This is a genomic window from Microbacterium sp., from assembly GCF_040394595.1.
GTDB lineage: Bacteria > Actinomycetota > Actinomycetes > Actinomycetales > Microbacteriaceae > Microbacterium.
In genome coordinates this window covers 82053-106888 of sequence record NZ_JBEBSA010000002.1, presented here as the reverse complement: position 1 = coordinate 106888, position 24836 = coordinate 82053, and the positions used below count along the sequence as shown (strand labels likewise).

The window sequence follows — 24836 nt, the reverse complement described above, 5'->3', positions numbered from 1 at the left end:
CCTGGTCGCCTGGACGGACCCCTACACGTGATGTTTCACGTGCAACATCAGCGCTGCGGGCGCACCGTTCCCCGGACTACGCGAGTCTCCTCGGAGAGCACCCCTTCGCCAAGCACCTCAACCCGTACGTCTTCCACCCGGTATTTGCGGAGCGCCTTCTGCGCTGCCTCGATCTCGGTCGGGGCGCCCGCCCCCTTCAAGAGGATCAGTTCGCCCCCGTCCCTGACGAGCGGGGCGACGATCGGCACCAAGGTCCGCAACGCGCTCACGGCGCGAGCGGTGACGGCATCGAACTCAAGTCCGACATCCTCCGCGCGAGCTCGCATCACCGTGACGTTCTCAAGCCGAAGAGACGCGACCTGCTCGGTCAGCCAATCCACCCGACGCTCCATCGGCTCGATCAGTGTCCATGAGACATCAGGCCGCGCGATCGCGAGCACCAGCCCCGGGAGGCCCGCACCCGAACCCACGTCCGCCACCGATCCGGAGAACAGCGGAGCTGCGATCGCACTGTTCAGCACGTGCCGCGTCCACAGGCGGGGCAGCTCCAGCGGACCGATCAGGCCTCGCAGCTCGCCCTGCGCCGCAAGCGCAGCGGTGAACCTTCGCGCGAGATCGATGCGATCACCGAAGAGCGCTGCGGCTTCCGCGGGCTCCGGCTCGACAACACTCATGGTCACCGCCGACGGATGACGGTGTGCCTGTCGTGTCCTTCGCCGTACGACTCAGAGATCAGGCCCCGTTCGGCGACGACGTCGTGGACGATCTTGCGCTCATAGCTCGACATCGAGGGAAGGGATGCCTGCGAGGCTCCCTCGTCGAGCTTGGCCACTGCGGCGTCCACCAGCTGCTCCAGCTGACGGCGGCGCGTGTCGCGCGAGCCTCCGACATCGAGGATCAGTCGGGAGAAGGAACCGGTCTTACTCTGCACGGCCAGACGGGTCAGCTCCTGCAGGGCCTGCACGGTGTCCGGCGTCGAGAGCACCGCGATACCGCTCCCCTCCGCCTCGACCGACACGTAGGCACGGCCCTGACGGACGTCGAGGGTCAGATCGCCGTCGATGTCCGCGATGTCGAGCAGCTCCTCGATGAAATCGGCCGCGACATCGCCCTCGTGCTCGAGCTCGTCGACCGTCGGCTCAGTGGCATCCTGCGAGACGCTCATGAGTTGCCGCCCTTCTTCTTCGCACGCTTCTTCCCCATCGGCTGCTGACGCTTGGGCGCCTCCGCCTTCGCGCGCTCCGCCTCGTCCAACATCCGCTGCTGCTCGGCCTCATAGGTCGCGAGGGGAACGATCTTGCCATCGGAGTTGATCGCCTTGCCACGGCGGGCGAGTCTCTCTTCGCGCGCCTTGGCCGCGTCGGAACCCGGCGTGGGCATCTCACGGATGACGAGGAACTGCTGTCCCATCGTCCACAGGTTCGAGATGAACCAGTACATGACGACGCCGAGGGGGAAGAACAGACCCGAGAAGATGAAGCCCAGCGGAAGGATGTAGAGCATGATCTTCTGCATCTGATACGCCTGGCCGGTCTTGGCCTCGGGCGACAGGTTCTTCGAGATGATCTGCAGCTGGGTGAAGAACTGCGAGCCGATCATGAGGATGACCAGCACGACGAGGATCCCGACCGTCAGCTCCCAGCCGTCGGGACGCTGGTTCCACGCGTCGACGAGGCTGGTGTGGAGGGGAGCGACGCCGAAGAGCTTCGCGTCGTAGAACTGCCTGGTCAGGTCGGCATTCAGCAGACCGACGCCGCCCACGTGCGCCTCGGCGTGCTTCTTCACGTCGCTGAGCGTGTAGAACATGCCCAGGAGGAACGGCATCTGCACCAGCAGCGGGAGGCACGAGGACATCGGCGTCGTCCCGTGCTTCTTGTACAGCGCCATCGTCTCGCGGCTCATCGCCTCACGAGACAGCTGATCACGCTTGCCCTTGTACTTCTCCTGAACTTTTCGCAGTTCAGGAGCGATTTCCATCATCTTTCGCTGACTCTTGATCTGCTTCACGAACAGCGGGAACACCGCCGCACGGATCACGATCACGAGCCCGACGATGGACAGCACCCATGTGAGGCCGGCGTTCGACTGCAGACCGAAGGTCGTGAAGAGCCAGTGCCATCCGACGAGGATCGTCTCGACGAGCCACTTGAACGGCCACATGATCGTGCCGAGCAGATCGAAGCCGCCTGACTGCGGCGCCGGTGTCGGCGTGCTGGCTGCGAGCAGAAGGTCAAGACCCACTGTTCTGTTCCTTTCGAGCGGGTACGACGAACCCGCGTCGGGTCAGGTCGTATCGGAAGTGAGCGTGCGGGCGGACGTCGTCGACGCCGCCCTTGCTCCAGGGATTGCATCGCAGGATGCGCCACCCGGAGCGGAGGGCCCCCATGACGGCGCCATGCTGCTGCACCGCACCTACAGCGTATGCGGAACAGGAGGGGTAATACCTGCACACGTCCCCATACAGGGGAGAGATCACGGTTCGGTACCCGACGAGGAAGCCGAGTACCAGGTTGCGCGGGACGAGCGGAATGCTGCGGATCAGGTCGCCGGGATGCCAGGTGGCCGCACCGTACGCGTAGGAGGGGAGCGCGCCCATCAGTCCGCCGAACCGGATCCGGCCGGCACGAGCCGCCGGAGGCACCGACCCACATCCGCCTGCAGCTCTGCAAACGAAGCGGTCGCGGATGCAGGAAGGGCACGGATGACGACATCCGTGCCCACGGGAACCGCGTCCAGCACCTCCGCGCAGATCGCCTTGAGACGACGACGGACGGTGTTGCGAACCACGGCGGTTCCTACCTGCTTGCTGATGATGAACCCGAACCGGGGTGCCCGCTCCGCACTCGTGGGAAGTACCGACACCACGAGACGCGGGCCTCCGCACCTCTGGCCTCGCCGGACGGCCGCGCGGTAGTCGTCACCGCTGGTCAGCCGATTCGGCCGGGCGAGCACGGAGGCTTACCGAGCGGAAGGGTTACGCCGAGAGCTCGGCGCGGCCCTTGGAACGGCGCGCCGACAGGATGGCGCGGCCGGCACGCGTGCGCATGCGGGCGCGGAAGCCGTGCTTCTTGGCGCGACGACGGTTGTTGGGCTGGAAGGTGCGCTTGCTCATGGGATCACTCCGGGATCTGTGTCACCGGAGGCAATCGACCGGAGACAGAGGGAACTGCCGTATAGGCATAAGTCAACCGATTAAGGGTACGACCTGCCGCGGCGCAGGGCAAATCACGGCCGGATGACTCCTCCCTTCCCCCGAGGGGCGGGAGAGCCCATCCGCACCGTTGCGCACAGACATTATCCACAACTGTGAGGAATGTGGAGAGTTCCGACACACCCGCGGTTTTCCGAGGGCAGCTTGCCGATCCGCGCCGCGATGACTACCGTGGCATCCGAAGTTATCCACAGGGGGTAGGCGCGTTTTCCGACGACCTCCGCTATCGTCCGGAGCACCATGACCTCAGCAGACCACCCCGACGTCCCGATCTGGTCGACGGTTCTCGGGCATCTGCAGGTCGACGAGCGGGTCACCCCGCAGCTGCTGGGCTTCCTCAGCCTCGCGGTCCCCGCCGGTGTGATGGCCGGCACGCTCTACCTCGACGTACCCAACGACCTCACCGCCGCCCAGATCAACAAGAGGGTGCGCATCCCGCTCATGGACGCCCTCGCCGCGTCGGGCGACGAGGTCACCACCTACCGGGTCGTCGTCAATCACGAGCTGGCCGACCAGCCCACCGCGCCGATCGCGATGCCGGACTTCGCCGAGGTCGAGCAGCCCCGGGCGGAGTCCCCCCGCGAGCAGCAGGTCCCGCTGCGCCACGAGTCGCGTCTCAACCCGAAGTACACCTTCGACAACTTCGTCATCGGGCAATCCAACCGCTTCGCGCACGCCGCCGCCGTCGCCGTCGCCGAGGCGCCCGCCAAGGCGTACAACCCCCTCTTCATCTACGGCGACTCCGGACTGGGCAAGACCCACCTCCTGCACGCCATCGGCGACTATGCGCAGTCGCTCTACGCCGGCGTCCGGGTCCGTTACGTGTCGAGCGAGGAGTTCACCAACGACTTCATCAACTCGATCGCCAACAACCGCGGCGCCGCGTTCCAGACCCGGTACCGCGATGTCGACATCCTCCTGATCGACGACATCCAGTTCCTGCAGGGCCGGGCGGAGACGCAGGAGGCGTTCTTCCACACCTTCAACACGCTGCACGATCACAACAAGCAGGTCGTGATCACCAGCGACGTCGCCCCGAAGCACCTCACCGGCTTCGAGGACCGGATGCGGAGCCGCTTCGAGTGGGGGCTGATCACCGATGTGCAGGCCCCCGACCTCGAGACCCGCATCGCGATCCTGCGCAAGAAGGCGCAGAGCGAGGCCCTCCACATCCCGGACGAGGTGCTCGAGTACATCGCGACCGTGGTCTCCTCGAACATCCGCGAGCTCGAGGGCGCGCTCATCCGCGTCTCGGCGTTCGCCAGCCTGAACCGGTCCTCGCTCGACATCTCCCTCGCCCAGACCGTGCTGCGCGACATCGTCGACACGGCCGAGGACAACATCATCTCGCCGACCGACATCATCACGGCGACGGCGCAGTACTTCAAGCTCACCGTCGACGACCTCTACGGCTCGAGCCGGTCCCAGCAGATCGCCACCGCACGGCAGATCGCGATGTACCTGTGCCGCGAGCGCACGAACCTCTCGCTGCCGAAGATCGGCCAGCTGTTCGGCAACCGCGACCACACGACGGTCATGTACGCCTACAAGAAGATCAGCGACCTCATGAAGGAGCGGCGCTCGATCTACAACCAGGTCACCGAGATCACCACGCAGCTCGGTCGACGCTGAGCCGCTCTTCCCCTGCGCGTCCACCGAACGGCCGACTTGACGTGCAGCTCCGGCATGCCGTTCAATGCGCTCTTCCCACATGTGGATAACTTGTGGAGAAAATCCCTCGGAAGTCGGGATGTCATCCCCGTCGAGCAGTCAACCTGTGGATAACCAAGAATCACAACGTTGTGATCCCGCCCCGTGAATCCCGCGGAATCCCCAGCGATTCCACATCTCACACGTCTGTAGTTTCCTACTCGCGCTTGGTTTCCACCGACTTATCCACAGAATCCACAGTTGTTAACACCGTTAAGAGATCTCACTCAGATTCGGGCTCCCCGATCACCACAAGGGTGTGGAGACCGGCACGAACCCCGGTGGCGGAGCGCCGACGCCTTGCGACTAGCATGGGATCGCCTGACGCATCCGTTCGGAACGGGTGCGGGACGACGGCAGCATGCATGACAACGACAAGGGAGCGACCGTGAGGTTCCAGGTCAACCGCGATGTGTTCAGCGAAGCAGTGTCCTTCGTCGTCAAGCTGCTGCCGCAGCGAAACCCCCAGCCGATCCTCGCCGGCGTGCTGATCGAGGCATCCGATCAGGGGCTCACCCTCTCGGCCTTCGACTATGAGGCGTCCGCACGCACCACGATCGAGGCCACGGTCGACGAACCCGGCACGATCCTCGTGCACGGCCGGCTCCTCAGCGACATCGCGAGCCGGCTCCCGAACGCTCCGATCGAGATCGCGGTCGAGGAGGACGGCGGGATCGCCGTGACCTGCGGCTCCGCGCGCTTCACCCTCGCCGCCATGCCCGTCGAGGAGTACCCGTCGATCCCCGAGGTCTCCGGATCCACCGGCGTGGTCCCGGCCGAGGACTTCGGCACCGCGATCGCGCAGGTCGGTTTCGCCGCGTCGCGCGACGACGTCACCCCGGTGCTCACCGGCGTGCAGCTCGAGGTCTCGGGCACCAGCCTGAGCTTGGTCGCCACCGACCGCTACCGCGTCTCGCTCCGCGACGTGCCGTGGGACGGCGGAGGAGACGAGCAGACTGCACTCGTCCCGGCGCGCACGCTCACCGAGGTGGGCAAGACGTTCGCGCACGCCGGCACTATCGAGGTCGCGTTCTCCGGGGCGGGCGATCGCGAGATCATCGCCTTCACCGCGGGCAACAAGACGGTGACGTCGCTGCTGATCAAGGGCAACTTCCCGCCGGTCCGCCGGCTGTTCCCCGAGCAGACCGAGCACTACGCGGTGATCAACACCGCCGACCTCATCGAGGCCGTTCGCCGCGTGGCGCTGGTGCTCGACCGCTCGGCGCCGCTGCGCTTCACCTTCGCGCAGGGCAGCGTCACGATGGACGCGTCCGGAAGTGAGCAGGCCCGCGCATCCGAGTCGGTCGACGCGCACCTCGCCGGCGGCGACGACGTGACCCTCGGTCTCAACCCGCAGTACCTCCTCGAGGCGCTCGGCGCCGTGAAGAGCGAGTTCGTGCGGGTCACGTTCACGTCGTCCGACAACGCGAACAAGCTCAGCCCCGTGCTGGTCACGAGCCAGACGTCGGTCGATCAGGCCGGATCCGACTCGTTCAAGTACCTGCTGCAGCCGAACCTCCTGCTCCGCTGACCCCGCGGCGTCGCCGCTTCTCCGGCGACGATCGGAGCCCGCTCGACGGCCGCGTGTCCCCGCCCCCAGATAGGCTGATGCGGTGATTGTGGAGCACCTCAGCCTGGTCGACTTCCGCAATTACGCGACCGCAGAACTGGCCCTCCATCCCGGGCCGAACGTGCTCGTCGGGCGGAACGGCCAGGGCAAGACCAACCTCGCGGAGGCGGTGGTCTTCCTCGCGACCCTCGGATCGCACCGGGTCTCCTCCGATGCGCCGATGGTGCGCGACGGCGAGGAGTTCGCGATCATCCGCGCCCGGCTCGCCCACGCCCGTCGCAAGGTGCTCGCCGAGGTGCAGCTGAACCGCCAGGGATCCAACAGGGCACGCATCAACGGTTCCGCGGCGAAGACGAACGAGCTCCCGCGCTATGCGCACGTCGTGCTCTTCGCCCCTGAAGACCTGCAGATCGTGCGCGGGGATCCTTCTGCACGCCGGCGGTTCGCCGATCAGCTGCTCATCCAGCGCACGCCGCGCCTGGCCGGAGTGCTCGCCGACTACGACCGCGTGCTCCGCCAGCGCACGGCGCTGCTGAAGTCGGCGCGGGCACGCGGCATCCGGGGTGACGCCCTCTCCACCCTCGACGTCTGGGACGACAAGCTCATCGCCCTCGGATCCGAGATCATCGACGCCCGCATCCGGCTCGCGGCGGATCTCCACAGGCCGCTGATCGATGCCTATGCGGCGATCGCGGGCGCCGACCACTCCCCCGAGATCGAATGGGCGCTCTCCGTGCGCGGCGCGGACCCCGAGGACGGCACCACGGAGGGCGCCGACAAGGGCGAGATCGCCGAGCTGTTCCGGGCCGCGCTGCAGGCGAAGCGCACGAACGAGCTCGAACGCGGGCTCACCCTCACCGGACCGCACCGCGACGACCTGGTGCTGCGGGTGCGGGGTCTGCCGGTGAAGGGCTATGCCTCCCACGGGGAGTCGTGGTCGGTCGCGCTCGCGCTGCGCCTGGCATCCGCCGAGCTGCTGAGGACGGAGTCGCCGGCCGGCGACCCCGTCCTCATCCTCGACGACGTGTTCGCCGAGCTCGACGCGGATCGCCGTCAGCGCCTCGCCGGCCTGACGGCCGGTTACGAGCAGGTGATCGTGACCGCCGCGGTGGAGGCGGACATCCCCGAACCGCTCCATCGGCACGTGGTGCGGATCGAGGCCGGGACGATCCTGGACGAGCGTTCCGAGTCTTCCCCGTTCGTCGAGAGAGCGGAGCGAGTCGAAACGAGCGGGGAGGAGGATCCGGGTGAGTGATCCGCAGCCTCCGGAGACCGTCGCGACCTATCTGCGACTGCGGGGTCTCAAGCCGAGCCCGAAGAACTGGAAGCGCAAGCGCCGCATCGCGGACGACGACGAGAACGCGCCGTTCACGCCGGGGCGGGATCCGGGCGCCCTCGGCGACGTGCTCGACAAGCTGACCCGCGACTCGGGGTGGGAGAAGACCCTCGCGGCCGAGGACCTCGTGCGGCAGTGGGCAGAGCTCGTAGGCGGCGAGACGGCCGCCCATTCCGAACCCGTCTCGCTGAGCAACGGGCTGCTCACGGTGAAGTGCGACTCCACCGCCTGGGCGAAGAACCTGCAGTACATGCGGGCCGTGATCATGACCGAGATCGGCAACCGCTATCCCGATGCGGGCGTGAAGGACGTCCGGTTCATCGGTCCGGACGTGCCCAGTTGGAAGTGGGGACCGCGGACCGTGCCAGGGCGGGGTCCACGCGACACCTATGGGTAGGGCACCATGAGCGGCATCCGACACGCTCAGAACGCCGTACACGGCTTCTGAGCAGCATTCGACCCCTCAGGACCGCTAGAATGGGAGTTCGAGCTATCGATCTGGAGAACGCCCTCTGATGACGCCTGAACCCCCTGTTGACGACAACGAATCGACCACCGGGGGCACACCCGCACCCGAGAGCGGCGACTCGAAGAAGGTCCCCGGCGAGTACGGCGCCGACTCGATCCAGATCCTCGAAGGACTCGAGGCGGTGCGCAAGCGCCCCGGCATGTACATCGGCTCGACGGGTCCGCGCGGTCTGCACCACCTGGTCTACGAGATCGTCGACAACTCGGTCGACGAGGCGCTCGCCGGCTACGCCGACACGATCGTGGTGACGCTGCTCGAGGACGGCGGCGTGCGCGTCGTCGACAACGGTCGCGGCATCCCGGTCGACCCGCACTCCTCCGACCCGACGAAGTCGACCGTCGAGGTCGTGCTGACCATCCTGCACGCCGGCGGCAAGTTCGGCGGCGGCGCCTACGCGGTGTCCGGCGGTCTGCACGGCGTCGGATCCTCGGTGGTGAACGCGCTCTCGACGCGCTTCGAGGTCGAGGTCAAGCAGAAGGGATTCGTCTGGCGGCACAGCTTCGCCGACGGCGGATTCCCGCAGCAGAAGCTCGAGAAGGGCGAGGCGACCGACGAGACCGGGACGACGATCACGTTCTGGCCGGACGACTCGATCTTCACCGAGACCATCGAGTTCGACTACGACACCCTCCGCACGCGCTTCCAGCAGATGGCCTTCCTGAACAAGGGGCTGCGGATCTCGCTGGAGGACCGTCGTCCCGCCTCCGCCTACGAGGTCGAGGAGGAGGGCGCGATGGTCTCGAAGCAGCCGTCCGCCGTCTTCCACTACGAGCGCGGCCTCGTCGACTACGTCGAGTACCTCAACCGAGTGCGCAAGGCGGAGGTCGTCAACGAGGAGATCATCGCCTTCGACGCCGAGGACACCGAGCGCAAGATCTCGCTCGAGGTCGCGATGCAGTGGACGACCTCGTACACCGAGAACGTGTTCACGTACGCGAACACGATCAACACCCATGAGGGCGGCACGCACGAGGAGGGCTTCCGCGCGGCGCTGACCAGCCTCGTCAACCGCTACGCGCGGGCGAACAACCTGCTCAAGGAGAAGGACGACAACCTCTCCGGCGATGACGTGCGCGAGGGGCTCACCGCGGTGATCTCGATCAAGCTGGGAGAGCCGCAGTTCGAGGGGCAGACCAAGACCAAGCTCGGCAACACCGAGGCGAAGGCGTTCACGCAGAAGATCGTGAACGACCAGCTCGGCGACTGGTTCGACCGCAACCCCGCGCAGGCGAAGAACGTGATCCGCAAGGCGATCGACGCCGCGACCGCGCGCATCGCCGCCCGCAAGGCGCGCGAGACCGCTCGCCGGAAGAGCGTCTTCGAGTCGGCCGCGATGCCCGACAAGCTGAAGGACTGCACGAGCAAGGACCCGTCGATCAGCGAGATCTTCCTCGTCGAGGGGGACTCCGCCGGCGGCTCGGCGGTGCAGGGCCGCGACCCGCACACGCAGGCGATCCTCGCACTCCGCGGCAAGATCCTGAACGTCGAGCGCGCACGCCTCGACAAGGCCCTCGCCAACAAGGAGGTCCAGGCGATGATCCAGGCCTTCGGCACGGGCATCGGCGAGGACTTCGACATCGACAAGGCCCGCTATCACAAGATCGTGCTGATGGCGGATGCCGACGTGGACGGCCAGCACATCACCACGCTGCTCCTGACGATGCTGTTCCGCTACATGCGGGGTCTCATCGAAGCGGGCTTCGTGTACCTGGCGATGCCGCCGCTGTACCGCCTGAAGTGGACCAACTCTGCACACGAGTACGTCTACTCCGATGCCGAGCGCGACGCTCTGCTGAAGGACGGGCTCGCGAACGGCAAGCGCATCCCGAAAGAAGCGGGCATCCAGCGCTACAAGGGTCTCGGCGAGATGAACGCCAAGGAGCTGTGGGAGACCACGATGGATCACACCACGCGGACGCTCCGGCAGGTGACCATCGAGGACGCCGCCTCGGCGGACGAGATCTTCAGCGTGCTGATGGGCGAGGACGTCGAGTCGCGGCGCACGTTCATCCAACGCAACGCCAAGGACGTCCGGTTCCTCGACATCTAGCCAGCCCCCGGTCGTTGAGCGAGTCGACACGCCGCAAGCCGTTCTCGAGAACGTAAGAAGAAACGAAAGCACATGACTGACGAAGAACGCCCCGACCCGTCGGCCGAGCACAACCACGGCCGCATCAACCAGGTCGATCTGCAGACCGAGATGCAGAGCAGCTACCTCGAGTACGCGATGGCCGTGATCGTCGGCCGTGCGCTCCCGGATGTGCGCGACGGCCTGAAGCCGGTGCACCGCCGCGTGATCTACGGCATGTACGACGGTGGCTACCGCCCGGACAAGTCCTTCTCGAAGTGCGCCCGCGTGGTCGGCGAGGTGATGGGTCAGTACCACCCGCACGGCGACTCGGCGATCTACGACACCCTCGTCCGCCTCGTGCAGCCGTGGTCGCTGCGCTACCCGCTCGCCCTCGGCCAGGGGAACTTCGGCTCCCCCGGCAACATGGGTGCCGCGGCGCCGCGGTACACCGAGACCAAGATGGCCCCGCTCGCGCTCGAGATGGTGCGGGACATCGAAGAGGAGACGGTCGACTTCTCGCCGAACTACGACGGCCAGACCCAGGAGCCGGACGTGCTTCCGGCGCGGTTCCCGAACCTCCTGGTCAACGGCTCGATCGGCATCGCCGTCGGCATGGCGACCAACATCCCTCCGCACAACCTCCGCGAGGTGTCGGAGGCCGCGCTGTGGGCGCTGGACAACTCGGACCTTCCGCGCGAGGAGCTGCTCGAGGGCCTGATCGCCCGCATCCCGGGTCCGGACTTCCCGACCGGGGCGCAGATCCTGGGCGTCAAGGGCATCCACGAGGCGTACCGCACGGGGCGCGGGTCCATCACGATGCGTGCCGTGGTCGAGGTGGAGGAGATCCAGGGTCGCACCTGCCTGGTGATCACCGAGCTGCCCTATCAGGTCAACCCGGACAACCTCGCCGTGAAGATCGGCGAGCTCGCGCGCGACGGCAAGATCACCGGGATCGCCGACATCCGCGACGAGTCGAGCGACCGCACCGGTCAGCGTCTCGTGATCGTGCTCAAGCGCGACGCGGTCGCGAAGGTCGTGCTGAACAACCTGTACAAGCACACGCAGCTGCAGGAGAACTTCGGCGCGAACATGCTCGCGATCGTCGACGGCGTGCCGCGCACCCTCGCACTCGACGGGTTCATCACGAACTGGATCGAGCACCAGATCGACGTCATCGTCCGGCGCACGAAGTTCCGGCTGCGTAAGGCCGAGGAGCGGATGCACATCCTGCGCGGCTACCTCAAGGCGCTCGATGCGCTCGACGAGGTCATCGCGCTGATCCGTCGCTCGCCCACCGCGCAGGAGGCGAACGAGGGTCTGCAGACGCTGCTCGACATCGACGAGGTCCAGGCCGATGCGATCCTGCTGATGCAGCTCCGTCGCCTCGCCGCGATGGAGCGCCAGAAGATCGTCGACGAGGCGACCGAGCTCGAGGCGCGGATCGCCGACTACAACGAGATCCTGGTGACCCCGGCGCGTCAGCGCACGATCATTCACGATGAGCTCACCGAGATCGTCGACCGCTTCGGCGACGAGCGCCGCACGCACATCCTCCCCGGTTACGACGGCGACATGTCGATGGAGGACCTCATCCCCGAAGAGGAGATGGTGGTCACGGTCACGCGCGAGGGCTACATCAAGCGCACCCGCAGCGACAACTACCGCTCGCAGCACCGCGGCGGCAAGGGCGTGAAGGGCGCGCAGCTGCGCGCCGACGACATCGTCGAGCACTTCTTCGTGACCACGACGCACCACTGGCTGCTGTTCTTCACCGACAAGGGCCGGGTGTACCGCTCGAAGACCTACGAGGTGCCCGAAGCGGGCCGGGACGCGAAGGGCACGCACGTCGCGAACCTGCTCGCACTGCAGCCGGACGAGAGCATCGCCCAGGTGCTGGACATCCGCGACTACGAGGCCAAGGAGTATCTGGCGCTCGCGACCGCGGGCGGCGTGGTCAAGAAGACGCGTCTCGCGGACTACGACACCAACCGCCAGGGCGGGGTCATCGCGATCCGTCTGCGCGAGGGCGATGAGCTGGTCAGCGCGATGCTGGTCGACAAGGTCGACGACATCCTCCTGATCAGCCGCAAGGGGCAGTCGCTGCGGTTCAACGCGACCGACGAGGCGCTGCGGCCGATGGGTCGTGCGACCGAGGGCGTGCGCGGCATGAAGTTCCGCGAGGACGACAGCCTGCTCTCCGCCTCGGTGGTCGACGAGGACTCCTACGTGTTCACGGTGACCGACGGCGGCTATGCGAAGCGCACCAAGGTGGAGGAGTACCGGGTGCAGGGGCGCGGCGGAACGGGCATCAAGGTCGCCAAGCTGAACGACGATCGGGGGGTCCTCGCGGGCGGTCTGATCGTCTCGGAGGACGACGAGGTCTTGGTGGTTCTGTCCAGCGGCAAGGTGGTACGCTCTGCCGTGGCCGAGGTGCCTGCGAAGGGCCGAGACACCATGGGTGTCCTCTTCGCCCGCACCGCCGAAGACGATCGGATCCTGGCGATCGCCCGCAACAGCGAGCGGGGCCTCGCAGATGAAGAGGCCGACGCCGACTCCCCCGATTCCGAGATCCCCGAGGAAAGCACAGACGCATGAGCACAGTAGCCGACAAGCTGGCGAAGAAGTCCACGCGCAAGACCGGAGGCAAGCAGGTCCGGCTGCGTCTGGTCTACGTCGACTTCTGGTCGGCCGTCAAGCTGTCGTTCCTCGGCGCGGTCGCCCTCGCCGTCGTGACGATGGTGTCGTTCTTCCTCATCTTCCTGGTGCTCCAGGCGACGAACGTCATGAGCCAGATGAACGAGTTCGTTCTGCGCTTCACCGATGAGCAGGTCAACCTGACCTCGCTCGTCGGCCTTCCGCAGGTGATGGCGTTCGCCGCCGTCGTGTCGATCCTCAATCTGATCGTGTTCACCGTGCTCGGCGCAGTGCTCGCGGGGATCTACAACCTCGCCGTGAAGGTGACCGGCGGTCTGCTCGTCGGCTTCATGTCGAACTGACCCGCCGCGCCCGCGGCCCTTCAACCTCGAGGGTGGTCAGTTTCGGCAGGAATCAGCGTGATTTCCTGCCGAAACTGACCACCCTTCGTGGTGTGCGGGATGCTGCGGCGTCTAGACCACCCCGGTGGTGCCGAGCAGGGTTCCGATGAGCCAGGTGGCGACGAGTGCGAGCGCGCCGCCGATCACGAGGCGCACCGCCGCGCGCATCGGCTTCGAGCCGCCGAGCCGCGCCGAGACCGCGCCGGTCGCGGCGAGGGCGACCAGCACCGCGGCGAACGTGACCGGCACCCGGATGCCGGGCGGGGGGAGGAGGATGGCGAGGAGCGGCAGAAGGGCTCCGAGCGTGAACGCGATCGCCGAGGACATCGCCGCGTGCCAGGGGTTCACCAGATCGTCCTGATCGATCCCGAGCTCCACCTCGAGATGCGCGCGGAGGGCATCGTGCGCAGTGAGCTCGGTCGCCACCCGGCGCGCGGTCTCCTCGCTGAGGCCACGGTCGCGGTAGAGCTGGGTGAGCTCCTCGAGCTCCTCCTCCGGCATCGTGCGCAGCTCGTGGCTCTCCTTCGCAATGAGTGCCTTCTCGCTGTCGCGCTGGCTGCTGACCGACACGTACTCGCCCAGCGCCATCGAGATCGCGCCACCGACCAGCCCGGCCACGCCGGCCGTCAGCAGCGCGGCGTTGTCGGTGGTCGCCCCGGCGACGCCGACCACGAGGGACGCCACCGAGACGATGCCGTCGTTGGCGCCGAGCACCCCCGCACGGAGCCAGTTGAGACGCTGATTGAGTCCGGAGCCGTGCAGCTCGCCTTCGTGAGGTGTGGTCATGAAGCCCAGTGAACCACTTCACGCGGGTGCAGACACGGGCTGGGGTAGGGAAAACCCGAAAGGAGCTCTCCGGGTTCCTCGGTGTCGCGACGGACGGCGCCTGCGTAGCGTTGTTGCCATGACCACGAATCCGATGTCGTTCACGCCGCCGCCGACGGCGCCGACGACACCTCCCGCCCCCGCCGGCCCCGTGGCTCCGGCACGGGCGAAGACCCCGCTGCGCATCTTCCTGACGATCCTCGAGCTCGCCGCGCTCGGCGTGGTCGGCTCCGCCGTGTTCGCGGCGCTCGCCGGGCTGTTCGCGGCCGGACTGGGTCTGGCGCTCGTGTTCGGGATCGGCCTCGTCATCCTCGTCGGGCTCGTCTACGCGATGTACGGCGTCGCCTGGTTCGAGGTCGTCCGCGCCGACGGCCTGTACCGCCTCGGCCTGACGCGCCTCGCGTTCCGTCCGCAGGCCCGGCCCGGCTTCGGCGGGTGGATCGCCGCGCTCGGGCGCCAGGCGATCGACGGCCGGATGTGGCGCGCGCTCGTGAACTTCGTGCTGGCGTGCATCGCCGGCACGATGGTGCTGCGCCTGTTCTGGATGGGCATCTGGTGGGCGATGATCGCCTGGGCCCCGCTGACCGGCGCAGAGTCGGTCGCCGGCCCCTGGGGCGGTTCCCTCACCGGCGCCTGGGCGCCCGTGCTCGGGATCCTCGGTGCGGCAGCCTCTGCGGCCGGCATGATCGGGCTCGCCCTGCTGCACCGCGTGCTGACGCGTGCACTGGTCTCCCCGAGCCGGGCGGCCGCCCTCACCGAACAGGTGCGCACCACGAGTGCGCAGCGCGAGGGCGCGGTGCGCGCTGCCGACGTCGAGCGCACCCGCATCGAGCGCGACCTCCACGACGGGGTGCAGCCGCGCCTGGTGTCGGTGGGGATGACGCTCGGCCTGGCGCAGCAGAAGATCGACAGCGATCCCGCCGCCGCCAAGGCGCTGATCGACGAGGCGCACACCTCGACGAAGGCGGCCATCACCGAGCTGCGACAGCTCGCACGCGGCATCCACGCCTCGGTGCTGGACGACCGGGGTCTGGACGCGGCGTTGTCAGCACTGGCCAGCCGTTCGCACATCCCCGTGGTGCTCGACGTGCGCCTGGAGCCCGGTGTCACCGGCGCCCGCGCCGCCTGCCGCGATGCCGAGGCCGCGGTCTACTTCGCCATCGCCGAGTCGCTCACCAACGCGGCCAAGCACTCGCGCGCGAGTGAGTGCCGGGTGGTGGTCCGCCGTCGCGAAGGCGGCCAGCTGTGGGCCCGCGTCGAGGACAACGGCATGGGCGGCGCGCAGGTGCAGCCCGGCGGCGGACTCGACGGCATCTCGAACCGGGTGCTCGCGGCCGGCGGCACCTTCCGCCTCGACAGCCCTCAGGGCGGTCCGACCTCCCTGGAGGTGACGGTGCCATGCGCATCCTGATCTGCGAGGACTCCGTGCTGCTGCGGGAGGGCCTCGTGCGCCTGCTCGAGGACGCCGGCCACCAGGTGGTCGCCGCCCTCCCCGACACCTCGGGTCTCGGCGACAGCGTCGCGGAGACCGACCCGGAGCTGTGCATCCTCGACGTCCGCCTCCCCCCGACGTTCACCGACGAGGGGATCCGGGCCGCGCTCGGGCTGCGGCAGACACATCCCTCCCTCGCCCTTCTCGTGCTGTCGCAGTACGTCGAGGAGCGGTATGCGAGCGATCTGATCGCCGCGCAGGGCGGTCCGCTCGGCTACCTGCTCAAGGATCGCGTGGCGGACGTCGCGGAGTTCGTCGATTCGGTGCAGCGCATCGCCGACGGCGCGACCGTCCTCGATCCCGAGGTCGTGGCACAGCTGCTGACACGGCGGAACCGAGACGAGCGGATGCTGCGCCTCTCCGACCGCGAGCGGACCGTGCTCGCGCTCATCGCCGAGGGCAAGTCGAACCAGGCGATCGCGGCGGCGCTGTTCCTCAGCGAGGCGAGCGTCGAGAAGCACATCACCTCGATCTTCCAGAAGCTCGGGCTGGAGCCCGACGAGTCCGGCAACCGCCGGGTGCTCGCCGCGCTCGCCCACATCGAGATCACGGGCGGCCAGGCGTCGCAGACAGGAGGCACGCGATGAACGCGGGAACGAAGGCAGGCGTCAGCGCCGTGACGGTGGTGCTGGCGGTCGTCGGTGCGGCGGCGATGACGGGGACGGCCGCCTCGGCCGCGGCCATCGGGATCGACCAGCTCCGCACGCAGGGCGAGGCGATCACCCACGGTGTCACCGGCGTGAAGAGCATCGACGTGGAGGTCGGCGCCGCCGATCTCACCATCCGCTACGGAGACGGCGTGGATGCGCGGCTGGAGAGCGACGGCGGAGACCTCCGGGGCTGGAGCCTGGACGCATCGGGCCGCACGCTCGAGGTGCGCGGTCCGAACCGCGGCTTCAACTGGTTCATCCCGGACTGGTTCCGCGACGAGAGGCCGGTCACGCTGGTGCTCCCCGCGTCGCTCGAGGGCTCCGACCTGAAGGCCTCGCTGCAGGCCGGTGCGCTCACGATCGACGGGAGCTTCGGCGGCGTGGTCACCACCGTCGACGCCGGATCGTTGGTCGTCGACGGTGGGGCATCGACGGTCGACGTCACGGTCAACGCCGGCCGCGCGGACATCTCGCTCGATGGCGTCCGCACTGCGAAGTTCACGATCTCGGCGGGCAAGCTCGTCTCCGAGCTGACCGCCGTGCCCGACGAGGTCTCCTTCGAGGTGAACGCCGGGGATCTCACGCTGACCCTTCCCGACGCCGAGTACGATCTGCGTCGCGACGTGTCCCTCGGTTCGCTGAACAGCGACCTCACCCAGGTCCCCGGCGCATCGCACCGCATCGACGGGAAGGTGGCCGCCGGCGGGGCGAAGCTGCTGCGCGGGCGCTGATCTCACCCGATTCGGATTTTCCGTCGGCTTCCGGTAAAGTCTTGGAGGTTGACGGGGCTATAGCTCAGGCGGTTAGAGCGCTTCACTGATAATGAAGAGGTCCCAGGTTCAAGTCCTGGTAGCCCCACACTCCGCTCGCGGACGACCCGCGGGATCCGTCCCGTACGGGGCCTTAGCTCAGTTGGTAGAGCGCTTGCTTTGCAAGCAAGATGTCAGGAGTTCGAATCTCCTAGGCTCCACTGAAAACCCCCGGCTCCACCCGGGGGTTTTCGCCTCTCCCGACGCCTCCCGCCTCCGCCCCTGACGAGGGGGACGAGCCCGTGCTACCGTCCGAAGCGATCTCTCTTCGCAATCAGACGGCAGGAGTCGCGATGTCCCGCGTACGAGTCCACAACCTCCTCGTCTCCTCCGACGGATTCGCCGCCGGCCACCACGTCACGATGGAGACCCCGTTCGGCGGCGCGGAGGCCCTCGTGCGTTTCTTCGACGGGCGGGTGATCCACGGCATCGGCGGCTTCGCCGGTCCGGTGACAGCCGATCATGCGTTCTTCAGCATGTGGGGCCAGGGGATCGGCGCGGAGATCATGGGGCGCCGCAAGTACGGGCCGCAGTACGGTGAGTGGACGGACGACGGCTGGATGGGATGGTGGGGCGACGCTCCCCCGTTCGAGACGCCCGTGTTCGTCCTCACACACCACCCGCACGAGACGATCGAGTTCGCCAACGGGACGACCTTCCGCTTCATCGAGGCCGATCCCGCCGAGGCGCTGCGCCAGGCGAGGGAGGCGGCGAACGGGCAGGACGTCCGGATCGGGGGCGGTCCGTCGACCGTGAACGCGTTCCTGCGCGCCGGTCTGGTCGATTTCCTGCACGTGGTCGTCGTGCCGATCGTGCTCGGATCCGGCGTGCGCATCTGGGATGACCTCGGCGGCCTGGAGCAGCGCTATGCGGTGGAGTCCGTGACGACGGCGAGCGGTCTCACCCATCAGCTGTGGAACCGGGTGGACCGGGCCTGAGCCGCCATGCCGGATGACGGCCTCCGGCATCACAGGGTCGTTCCGGCGAGGAAGTGCCATCCGAGCCACCACCACACCACCACGACCGCGATCCGTACCGCCCGATCGTCCAGGAGGCGGTCGAAGAGCTCCTGCACGGTCGCCTCCGGATGTGACAGCCGGAGGCGCCAGGAGACCAGGACGAGCGCGATCGCGCACACCGCGAAGTACGCGGCGCTGAGGAGTGTCATCGGCGTCCTCCTCGGCGCACGAGGAACAGCCCGGCGGCGAGCCACGCCGCCACGAACGCGGCCTTGCCGACCGGGGTGTCGATGAGCGGGTCGAGCAGATCGCTCAGCGCGTAGGAGGGCTGCTCGGGATGGAGGCGGCCGACGATGAACTGGGCGAGCTCCCACAGGCAGCCGGCCACCAGGATCGCCGCCCATCCCACGGCGAGCCGCCGCAGGCCCGTGGTCCAGGCGGCGCCTCGTGAGGGCGCCCCCGGCCAGGAGAGCGCGATCGCAGCGACCCCGACCAGCCCGACGCCGATGCCCATCCAGACGCCGTGCCGCGGGAGCAGGGCGAGAGCGCCGGCCGCGAGGACCGTACCCGTGAGCAGTGCGCCCCGGGAGATCCGCCCGCCGCCGGGGAGGGGGAGCCAGGCGCTCGCCGCGACGAGCGCGGCGGCGGCGAAGAAGAGCACGGCGTCGAACCACTCCGCCCGCACGATCTGCACGGTTCCGATGAGCAGCAGGATCACCGTCCAGCAGAGCACGGGCCATCGCAGTGCGCGCCGCGCCGCGCGGTGTCCGCCCTGCTCCCCCGCCTCGGCCTCGCTGTGCATGCCCATGATGCTTCCCCCGGCATGCTATCCCCGCGCCACGAGGTGCGGACGGGCGCCGTGCCGGATGCTCAGGTCAGATCGTCGTGTGCCCCGGAGGCCCAGGCGATGTGCCGGCGGGCGGACTCCTGCACCCGGGCCTTCGCGTCGGCGGGGATGCGCGCGTCGAAGTTGCCGTAGAGGCGCTCGTAGGCGTAGCGGTCGACGTGGGCGACGATCCGTTCGACCACGGTGGGTGAGAGCGGGAGACGGTTCGGGAACGATCGCATGAACGACGCCGTCCGGCGGTCGGGGTTCACGAAGATCGTGTCGCTGCTCAAGAGCGTCCCCGCCCCGTCGGCACCCGCGAAATGGACCACGCTGCTGCCCGGGAAGTGCCCTCCGGGCTGCGAGGCGACGACGCCCGGGACCGGTTCGAGGACGCCGTCCCAGAGCTGCAGGGCTTCGGGGCGGAGGCCCAGCCACTCCTTGTCCGCGGCGGAGACGCAGACCGGTGCGTCGTCGAGCGCGCTCGACCAGAGCGACTGCAGGCCGAACATGTGCGGATGGCTGGGGATGATCGCCTTCAGCGGACCGAGCGCCCGCACGGCGTCGACCGCGTCGGCCGTGATCGCGGCCGGCGCGTCGAACATCACCGTGCCCGCATCCGTGACGACGACCTTCGCCTGCTGTCCGATGCCGACGCCGTCGGAGACGTTCAGGCCCCAGAGCCCCGGCTCCCGCTCGACGACGTCGATGCGTCCGGTGAAGGCGGCCGGATCGACCCAGCGCTGCACGCCGTCGGCGGGAGGGTACTGCCTCTCATCGGCACAGACGGGGCAGAGATCGGGGAGCGAGGAGCCGTCGCGCTCCACGCCGCAGAGCGCGCACTGGGCGATGTTCGAGATGTCCATGCATCGAGCATGGGACCTCAAGGGGCCTCGAGGTCAAGACCCCGGTGTGTCTCCGGCCGGGGTGAGGCCGTGCGGGGCGACGTTCAGGCGCTCGCACCCGTCGGCCGTCACGACCACGATGTCCTCGATGCGCGAGCCCCATTCGCCGGGGAAGTAGATGCCCGGCTCGATGCTGAAGGCCATGCCCTCGCGCAGTGGCAGGCCGTTGCCCGGGGCGATGTACGGCTCCTCGTGCGTCGAGATCCCGATGCCGTGGCCGGTGCGGTGCAGGAACGCGGTGCCCAGGCCCTCGGCGGTCAGGACGTCGCGGGCGGCGGCGTCCACTTGCTCCGCCGTGACGCCGGGGCGCACCGCGTCGACCGCCGCCTGCTGCGCCCGCTCCAGCACGGCGATCCGTCGCGCCGCCTCGGGGGCGGGGGTGCCCACGGCATAGGTGCGCGTGCTGTCGGAGTTGTATCCCGACGGCAGCGCACCGCCGATGTCGACGACCACGACGTCGCCGTCGCGGATGACGCGGTCGGACACCTCGTGATGCGGATCCGCGCCGTTGGCGCCCGAACCCACGATCACGAACTCCACCGTGCGGTGCCCTTCCTCGACGATCGCGTCTGCGATGTCGGCGGCGACCTCGCGCTCGGTCCGGCCGGCGCGCAGCAGTCCGGGGACGCGGCGGTGCACGGCGTCGATCGCGGCGCCGGCGCGACGCAGCTCCGCGATCTCGGCGGCGTCCTTCACCATCCGCCCCTCCCGCAGCACGGGGGTGGCGAGCTCGAGACGCACACCGAGCCGGTCGCCGATCGGCACGACGTGCAGCGCGGGCAGGCCGTCCGAGACGCCGATCCTCTCCGCGTTCGCCGGGACGGCCGCTTCGATGAGCCGGTAGGGATCCTCCCCGTCGACCCAGTCCGAGACCACGAGCCCGAGCGCGCCCACCGCCGTGTCGCGCACCTTCGCGAGCTCCATCCGCGGGACGACGACCGCCGTCTCCCCGTCGGCGCACGCGACGAGGGCGGTGAGCCGCTCGATCGTGTCCCCCTCGACGCCGAGCAGATAGGCGAGGTCGGGTCCGGGGCCGACGATGATCGCGTCGAGTCCGGATGCCGCGATGAGGGTGCGGGCTCGATCGAGCCGGGCGGCGTAGACATCGACGGGGAAGGCGAGGGGGGTCACCCCTCCACGCTATGCCGCGGTGCGGGCGCGCGCCAGGCCTCACACGAGCGTGCGCCCGGCGTCGCCGAGGTGCGTCCGCACCCGCTCCACGTCCTCCGCGGAGGGCAGGTCGCCGAGCGCCTTCATCATCAGCACCTGCGCGTCGACGAGCGAGACCTCCGGGTCGGATCCGGCCTGCGCGACGACGGCGTCCGCGACCGCGCGCACCTCGTCGTCGCTGAGGCGGCGCCGCAGCAGAGCGAGGATCGGCACGCGGTCGGCCGGCGGGATGCCGTCGGGGTAGCCCGCGCTCAGCCAGCGGAGCGCCTGGGTGATGACGCCGCTGTCCGGTCCCTCGTCCGCCGGGGCGGAGGGCGCGCCGCGGTCGGGGGCCGGGCCCTCTGCGATGCGCAACGCCTTCGTGCTCAGGGGCACTCCCTTCGCGGCCAGCTGCGCGGCCACACGGTGCACGTCCCCGTCGTCGACCGAGCCCGCGGCGGTGACCTCGGCGATCGCCGCGCGGATCTGCGAGACCCGCACCGGATCGGGATCCTGCAGGGCGATCGCCTCGACCACCTCGCCGAGCTCATCGGCCGTCAGCGTGCGCCGCAGCAGGGCGAGCAGCGGCGTGTAGTCCTTGGTCGGCACCCCGTCGGGGTAGCCGGCGCGCAGCCAGCCGAGCACCTGGGCGATGATGCCGCCGCTCACTGGCCGGCTCCGAACAGCGAGACGCCGAAGTAGTGGTAGATGCTCAGACGGGTGATCCACAGCACGCCCGCGATCACCGCGGCCGCGACGATCGCGAACACGATCCATCCCGCGGCGGTGAGCGCGGGGCGGCGGGTGCCGGGCGCCTCGCCGTCGACCTCACCGGTGCCGGCCGACTGCAGGCGCATGCCGATCGCGAAGAGCGCAGGCAGCCCGGCGCCGAACAGCAGCCCGACCACCAGCACGCGGAGCGCCGAGAGCGCCATCTCCGCCACGTCGAAGTTCATCTCGTCCGCACCTCTCCTCTGTTCCCGCGCGGTCAGGCCGTCGCGTCCGCGGTGTCGCCCTGCGGGACGACCCTGCCGTCCCAGTCGTCGTTGACGTTGTGGTGATCGACGCGCTGCCGGCGGCTGCGGGCGTACATGAACGCGGACGCCAGCAGGAGCAGCGCGAACACGGTGACGGCTCCGGCGATCCCGCCGATGCCCGCGGCGATGAAGTAGCAGAGCGCTCCGACGATGCCGGCGGCCGGCATCGTGATGAGCCAGGCGGTGACCATCCGACCCGCGATCCCCCAGCGCACCTGGGCCCCGGGACGCCCGACGCCGGAGCCGAGGATCGATCCGGTCGCGACGTGCGTGGTCGACAGCGCCATGCCCATCGAGCTGGAGGTGAGGATGATGGCGGCCGACGATGCCTCGGCGGCCATGCCCTGCGGGGAATCGATCTCGACCAGGCCCTTGCCGAGGGTGCGGATGATCCGCCATCCGCCGACGTAGGTGCCGAGGGCGATCGCGGCGCCGCACACGAAGATGATCCAGATCGGCAGGCCTTCCTGGTGGATCTGATCGCCGGTGAGCGTGCCGTGCGCGATCAGCGCGAGGGCGATGACGCCCATCGTCTTCTGCGCGTCGCCGGTGCCGTGCGCGAGGGACACGAGGGAGGCGGTGCCGATCTGCCCCCAGCGGAAGCCGTTCTCCCGGTGCGTCGCGTGCACCCTCTTGGTGAGCGCGTAGACGAGCCAGGTCCCCGCCGCCGCGACCACGCCTGCGATGAGCGGCGAGAGCACGGCGGGCACGATGATCTTGCCGAGGATCCCGGCCCAGTTCACGGTCGCGGCGCCGGCGATGCCCGCGCCGATGAGCCCCCCGAACAGGGCGTGCGAGGAGCTCGACGGCAGGCCGAGCAGCCAGGTGAGCAGATTCCAGAGGATGCCGCCGACCAGTCCGGCGAAGATGATCACCATCGCGGCTTCGGGGGACAGCCCCGGCACGAGGTCGCCGGTCGGGGTCTGGATCGTCAGCACGTCCTTCGTGATCGTGGCGGCGACCTCGACCGAGAGGAAGGCTCCGACGAGGTTGAGGATCGCGGACAGCGCGACGGCGACCTTCGGCTTGAGCGCGCCCGTGGCGATCGAGGTCGCCATCGCATTGCCGGTGTCGTGGAAGCCGTTGGTGAAGTCGAACCCGATCGCGGTCACGATCACCAGGACGAGGATCAGCACTTCGGCGCTCATGATCGCTAGCATCCTCCGTCGCGGCATATCGGATCTGCCGTTCCCGGATCTCTTCGACGAGAGTTCATCCGTCGTTCAACGGGTGGGATACCAGGTGGCCGGCGTCCTAGGATCGATATGTGCTCATCGGTGTCATCCGCCCTGTCGAATCCCGGACCGTGACGGTCCAGGGATATGAGTTCGACGAGATCGACGACCTGCTCGCGGCGGAGACGCCGCCGGGCTGGGCGGTGGTGCATGCGCCGGTGGCGATGGCGAAGAAGGAGACCATCCTCACCAGCGAGGCGCGCATCGAGCGGCGCGACGGCATCGAGGAGATCGAGGCCGACGACATGGCCGCACTCGAGGCCAGGGTGCCCGAGGGCTACCGTCTCCTCAGCGTGCGCGAGGTCTGACACGGCGGCGGGAGACCGTGACAAGCTGGGGGCATGAGCCTTCCGCACGGTGACCTTCCGCATGCCGACATCGACCCCGACGGGCTGCTGGAGTATTCGGTCGTCTTCACCGACCGCTCTCTCAACCACATGTCGAAGCGCTTCGTCGCAGTGATGCAGCAGACGCTCGGGATCCTCCGCGAGGCGTACAACGCCGAGACCGCCGTGGTCGTCAACGGCGGCGGCACCTTCGCGATGGAGGCGGTCGCACGGCAGCTCGCGACGGGGCGCCGCGCTCTCGTCGTCCGCAACGGCCTGTTCTCGTACCGGTGGTCCCAGATCCTCGATGCCGGCGACGTCTCCGCCGACGTCGTGGTCCACCTCGCCCGCCCGGAGGACGACGCACCGCAGTCGTCGTGGAGCCCGGCGCCGATCGACGAGGTGGTCGAGACGATCCGCACGCACCGGCCGGAGGTCGTGTTCGCTCCGCATGTCGAGACGGCGGCCGGGATGCTGCTGCCCGATGATTACGTGCGTGCGCTCGCCGGCGCCGTGCATGAGGTCGGCGGCGTCTTCGTGCTCGACTGCATCGCCTCCGGTGCGATGTGGGTCGACATGGCGGAGCTCGGTGTCGACGTGCTGATCAGCGCACCGCAGAAGGGCTGGAGCGGCACTCCGGGGGCGGGGTACGTGATGCTCGGCGCCGCCGGGCGCGCGGCCGTCGAGGCGGGGACGTCGACGAGCTTCGCGCTGGACCTCCGGAAGTGGCTCGCGATCTCCGACGCCTATCGCGACGGAGCCGCCTCGTACCATGCGACGATGCCGACCGACTCGATCGCCCGCAACCTCGCGCAGATGATCGAGACCAGGGATCGCGGATTCGAGGCGCTGCGAGCGGCGCAGGCGGAGCTCGGCCGGCGGGTGCGCGAGCTGCTCGCGTCCCGGGGTCTTCCCTCGGTCGCGGCGCCCGGGTTCGCCGCACCCAGCGTCGTCGTCGTGCACACCGACGACCCCGGACTCCGCTCCGGCGCGAAGTTCGCCGCGGAGGGTGTGCAGATCGCCGCCGGGGTGCCGTTGCACTGCGGGGAGCCCGACACGTTCTCGACGTTCCGCGTCGGTCTGTTCGGCCTCGACAAGCTCGACGACGTCGACGGCGCGGTGGCGCGCCTCGAGGCGGCGCTCGACCGCATCGGCGTCTGA

The 24836-nt window shown here is 68.8% G+C and carries 27 protein-coding genes and 2 tRNA genes; 15 read left to right on the top strand and 14 right to left on the bottom strand.

Annotation, left to right across the window (positions count from 1 at the left end; translation table 11 throughout):
• Positions 1 to 47 precede the first annotated feature (47 nt).
• The 6 genes from rsmG to rpmH are packed head-to-tail and all read right to left on the bottom strand — an operon-like array spanning position 48 to position 3112.
• Positions 48 to 674 carry a 16S rRNA (guanine(527)-N(7))-methyltransferase RsmG gene (gene rsmG / locus ABWO84_RS03300; RefSeq protein ID WP_353112502.1) on the bottom strand — a complete coding sequence of 209 codons (627 nt, stop codon included), beginning with the start codon at positions 672 to 674 and terminating at the stop codon, positions 48 to 50.
• Positions 675 to 676: 2 nt separating this feature from the next.
• Positions 677 to 1165, bottom strand: coding sequence for a Jag family protein (locus ABWO84_RS03295; protein ID WP_353112500.1), 489 nt, complete (start codon positions 1163 to 1165; stop codon positions 677 to 679).
• On the bottom strand, positions 1162 to 2241 hold the full coding sequence (gene yidC / locus ABWO84_RS03290; protein WP_353112498.1) for a membrane protein insertase YidC: 1080 nt from the start codon (positions 2239 to 2241) through the stop codon (positions 1162 to 1164). The genes ABWO84_RS03295 and yidC overlap by 4 nt, the downstream gene beginning before the upstream one ends.
• The gene (gene yidD / locus ABWO84_RS03285) at positions 2231 to 2596 is read right to left on the bottom strand and encodes a membrane protein insertion efficiency factor YidD (RefSeq protein ID WP_353112496.1); all 366 of its coding nucleotides are present in this window, start codon (positions 2594 to 2596) and stop codon (positions 2231 to 2233) included. The genes yidC and yidD overlap by 11 nt, the downstream gene beginning before the upstream one ends.
• Positions 2596 to 2952 carry a ribonuclease P protein component gene (rnpA, locus tag ABWO84_RS03280; protein ID WP_353112494.1) on the bottom strand — a complete coding sequence of 119 codons (357 nt, stop codon included), beginning with the start codon at positions 2950 to 2952 and terminating at the stop codon, positions 2596 to 2598. Before rnpA ends, yidD begins: the two co-directional genes overlap by 1 nt.
• Before the next feature lie 22 nt (positions 2953 to 2974).
• Positions 2975 to 3112 carry a 50S ribosomal protein L34 gene (gene rpmH, locus ABWO84_RS03275; protein ID WP_045250217.1) on the bottom strand — a complete coding sequence of 46 codons (138 nt, stop codon included), beginning with the start codon at positions 3110 to 3112 and terminating at the stop codon, positions 2975 to 2977.
• A gap of 339 nt (positions 3113 to 3451) precedes the next feature.
• On the opposite strand from rpmH, the gene dnaA reads away from it, so the two are divergent.
• The 7 genes from dnaA to ABWO84_RS03240 all read left to right on the top strand — a co-directional run bounded on the left by dnaA (position 3452) and on the right by ABWO84_RS03240 (position 13423).
• The gene (gene dnaA / locus ABWO84_RS03270; protein WP_353112492.1) at positions 3452 to 4843 is read left to right on the top strand and encodes a chromosomal replication initiator protein DnaA; all 1392 of its coding nucleotides are present in this window, start codon (positions 3452 to 3454) and stop codon (positions 4841 to 4843) included.
• A gap of 466 nt (positions 4844 to 5309) precedes the next feature.
• Complete coding sequence (gene dnaN, locus ABWO84_RS03265; protein WP_353113195.1) at positions 5310 to 6452, top strand: DNA polymerase III subunit beta; 1143 nt, start codon at positions 5310 to 5312, stop codon at positions 6450 to 6452.
• A gap of 82 nt (positions 6453 to 6534) precedes the next feature.
• The gene (recF, locus tag ABWO84_RS03260; protein WP_353112490.1) at positions 6535 to 7746 is read left to right on the top strand and encodes a DNA replication/repair protein RecF; all 1212 of its coding nucleotides are present in this window, start codon (positions 6535 to 6537) and stop codon (positions 7744 to 7746) included.
• Complete coding sequence (locus tag ABWO84_RS03255) at positions 7733 to 8224, top strand: DciA family protein (RefSeq protein WP_502915385.1); 492 nt, start codon at positions 7733 to 7735, stop codon at positions 8222 to 8224. Before recF ends, ABWO84_RS03255 begins: the two co-directional genes overlap by 14 nt.
• A 118-nt stretch (positions 8225 to 8342) precedes the next feature.
• Positions 8343 to 10406 (top strand): DNA topoisomerase (ATP-hydrolyzing) subunit B, encoded by a 2064-nt coding sequence (gene gyrB, locus ABWO84_RS03250; RefSeq protein ID WP_353112486.1) that lies wholly within the window; start codon positions 8343 to 8345, stop codon positions 10404 to 10406.
• 72 nt (positions 10407 to 10478) lie between these two features.
• Entirely contained in the window at positions 10479 to 13022 is a 2544-nt protein-coding gene (gene gyrA, locus ABWO84_RS03245) for a DNA gyrase subunit A (RefSeq protein ID WP_353112484.1), read from the top strand.
• Positions 13019 to 13423, top strand: a complete 405-nt coding sequence (locus tag ABWO84_RS03240; RefSeq protein WP_353112482.1) for a DUF3566 domain-containing protein — start codon at positions 13019 to 13021, stop codon at positions 13421 to 13423. The genes gyrA and ABWO84_RS03240 overlap by 4 nt, the downstream gene beginning before the upstream one ends.
• 111 nt (positions 13424 to 13534) lie before the next feature.
• On the opposite strand, the gene ABWO84_RS03235 is transcribed toward ABWO84_RS03240, so the two are convergent.
• Positions 13535 to 14248, bottom strand: coding sequence for a VIT1/CCC1 transporter family protein (locus ABWO84_RS03235; RefSeq protein WP_353112480.1), 714 nt, complete (start codon positions 14246 to 14248; stop codon positions 13535 to 13537).
• A 118-nt stretch (positions 14249 to 14366) separates the two neighbouring features.
• Between ABWO84_RS03235 and ABWO84_RS03230 the strand changes: the two genes are divergently transcribed.
• From ABWO84_RS03230 to ABWO84_RS03205, 6 genes are all read left to right on the top strand, one after another.
• Entirely contained in the window at positions 14367 to 15698 is a 1332-nt protein-coding gene (locus tag ABWO84_RS03230) for a sensor histidine kinase (RefSeq protein WP_353112478.1), read from the top strand.
• Complete coding sequence (locus ABWO84_RS03225) at positions 15686 to 16366, top strand: LuxR C-terminal-related transcriptional regulator (protein ID WP_353112476.1); 681 nt, start codon at positions 15686 to 15688, stop codon at positions 16364 to 16366. The genes ABWO84_RS03230 and ABWO84_RS03225 overlap by 13 nt, the downstream gene beginning before the upstream one ends.
• Positions 16363 to 17160: a DUF4097 family beta strand repeat-containing protein gene (locus ABWO84_RS03220; protein ID WP_353112474.1), complete on the top strand. Its 798-nt coding sequence runs from the start codon at positions 16363 to 16365 to the stop codon at positions 17158 to 17160. Before ABWO84_RS03225 ends, ABWO84_RS03220 begins: the two co-directional genes overlap by 4 nt.
• Before the next feature lie 53 nt (positions 17161 to 17213).
• Positions 17214 to 17287: transfer RNA gene (locus ABWO84_RS03215), tRNA-Ile, on the top strand.
• A gap of 39 nt (positions 17288 to 17326) precedes the next feature.
• Positions 17327 to 17399: transfer RNA gene (locus ABWO84_RS03210), tRNA-Ala, on the top strand.
• Positions 17400 to 17531: 132 nt separating this feature from the next.
• Positions 17532 to 18176 carry a dihydrofolate reductase family protein gene (locus ABWO84_RS03205; protein ID WP_353112472.1) on the top strand — a complete coding sequence of 215 codons (645 nt, stop codon included), beginning with the start codon at positions 17532 to 17534 and terminating at the stop codon, positions 18174 to 18176.
• Between the two features lie 29 nt (positions 18177 to 18205).
• Here the strand turns inward: ABWO84_RS03205 and ABWO84_RS03200 are convergent, their stop codons facing one another.
• The 7 genes from ABWO84_RS03200 to ABWO84_RS03170 form a co-directional block, all read right to left on the bottom strand.
• On the bottom strand, positions 18206 to 18406 hold the full coding sequence (locus ABWO84_RS03200) for a DUF6186 family protein (RefSeq protein WP_353112470.1): 201 nt from the start codon (positions 18404 to 18406) through the stop codon (positions 18206 to 18208).
• Complete coding sequence (locus ABWO84_RS03195) at positions 18403 to 18999, bottom strand: hypothetical protein (protein WP_353112468.1); 597 nt, start codon at positions 18997 to 18999, stop codon at positions 18403 to 18405. The genes ABWO84_RS03200 and ABWO84_RS03195 overlap by 4 nt, the downstream gene beginning before the upstream one ends.
• A gap of 68 nt (positions 19000 to 19067) precedes the next feature.
• A complete protein-coding gene (locus tag ABWO84_RS03190; protein ID WP_353112466.1) occupies positions 19068 to 19889 on the bottom strand; it encodes an MBL fold metallo-hydrolase in 822 nt (273 codons plus the stop codon).
• A 33-nt stretch (positions 19890 to 19922) separates the two neighbouring features.
• Complete coding sequence (locus ABWO84_RS03185; RefSeq protein ID WP_353112464.1) at positions 19923 to 21059, bottom strand: M24 family metallopeptidase; 1137 nt, start codon at positions 21057 to 21059, stop codon at positions 19923 to 19925.
• A gap of 39 nt (positions 21060 to 21098) precedes the next feature.
• The gene (locus ABWO84_RS03180) at positions 21099 to 21746 is read right to left on the bottom strand and encodes a DUF3349 domain-containing protein (RefSeq protein ID WP_353112462.1); all 648 of its coding nucleotides are present in this window, start codon (positions 21744 to 21746) and stop codon (positions 21099 to 21101) included.
• A complete protein-coding gene (locus ABWO84_RS03175) occupies positions 21743 to 22033 on the bottom strand; it encodes a hypothetical protein (RefSeq protein WP_353112460.1) in 291 nt (96 codons plus the stop codon). The genes ABWO84_RS03180 and ABWO84_RS03175 overlap by 4 nt, the downstream gene beginning before the upstream one ends.
• A gap of 32 nt (positions 22034 to 22065) precedes the next feature.
• Positions 22066 to 23262 carry an inorganic phosphate transporter gene (locus tag ABWO84_RS03170; RefSeq protein WP_353112458.1) on the bottom strand — a complete coding sequence of 399 codons (1197 nt, stop codon included), beginning with the start codon at positions 23260 to 23262 and terminating at the stop codon, positions 22066 to 22068.
• 158 nt (positions 23263 to 23420) lie between these two features.
• Between ABWO84_RS03170 and ABWO84_RS03165 the strand changes: the two genes are divergently transcribed.
• Both ABWO84_RS03165 and ABWO84_RS03160 read left to right on the top strand, forming a co-directional pair.
• Positions 23421 to 23657 carry a hypothetical protein gene (locus ABWO84_RS03165; RefSeq protein ID WP_353112456.1) on the top strand — a complete coding sequence of 79 codons (237 nt, stop codon included), beginning with the start codon at positions 23421 to 23423 and terminating at the stop codon, positions 23655 to 23657.
• Positions 23658 to 23690: 33 nt separating this feature from the next.
• A complete protein-coding gene (locus tag ABWO84_RS03160; RefSeq protein ID WP_353112454.1) occupies positions 23691 to 24836 on the top strand; it encodes an aminotransferase class V-fold PLP-dependent enzyme in 1146 nt (381 codons plus the stop codon).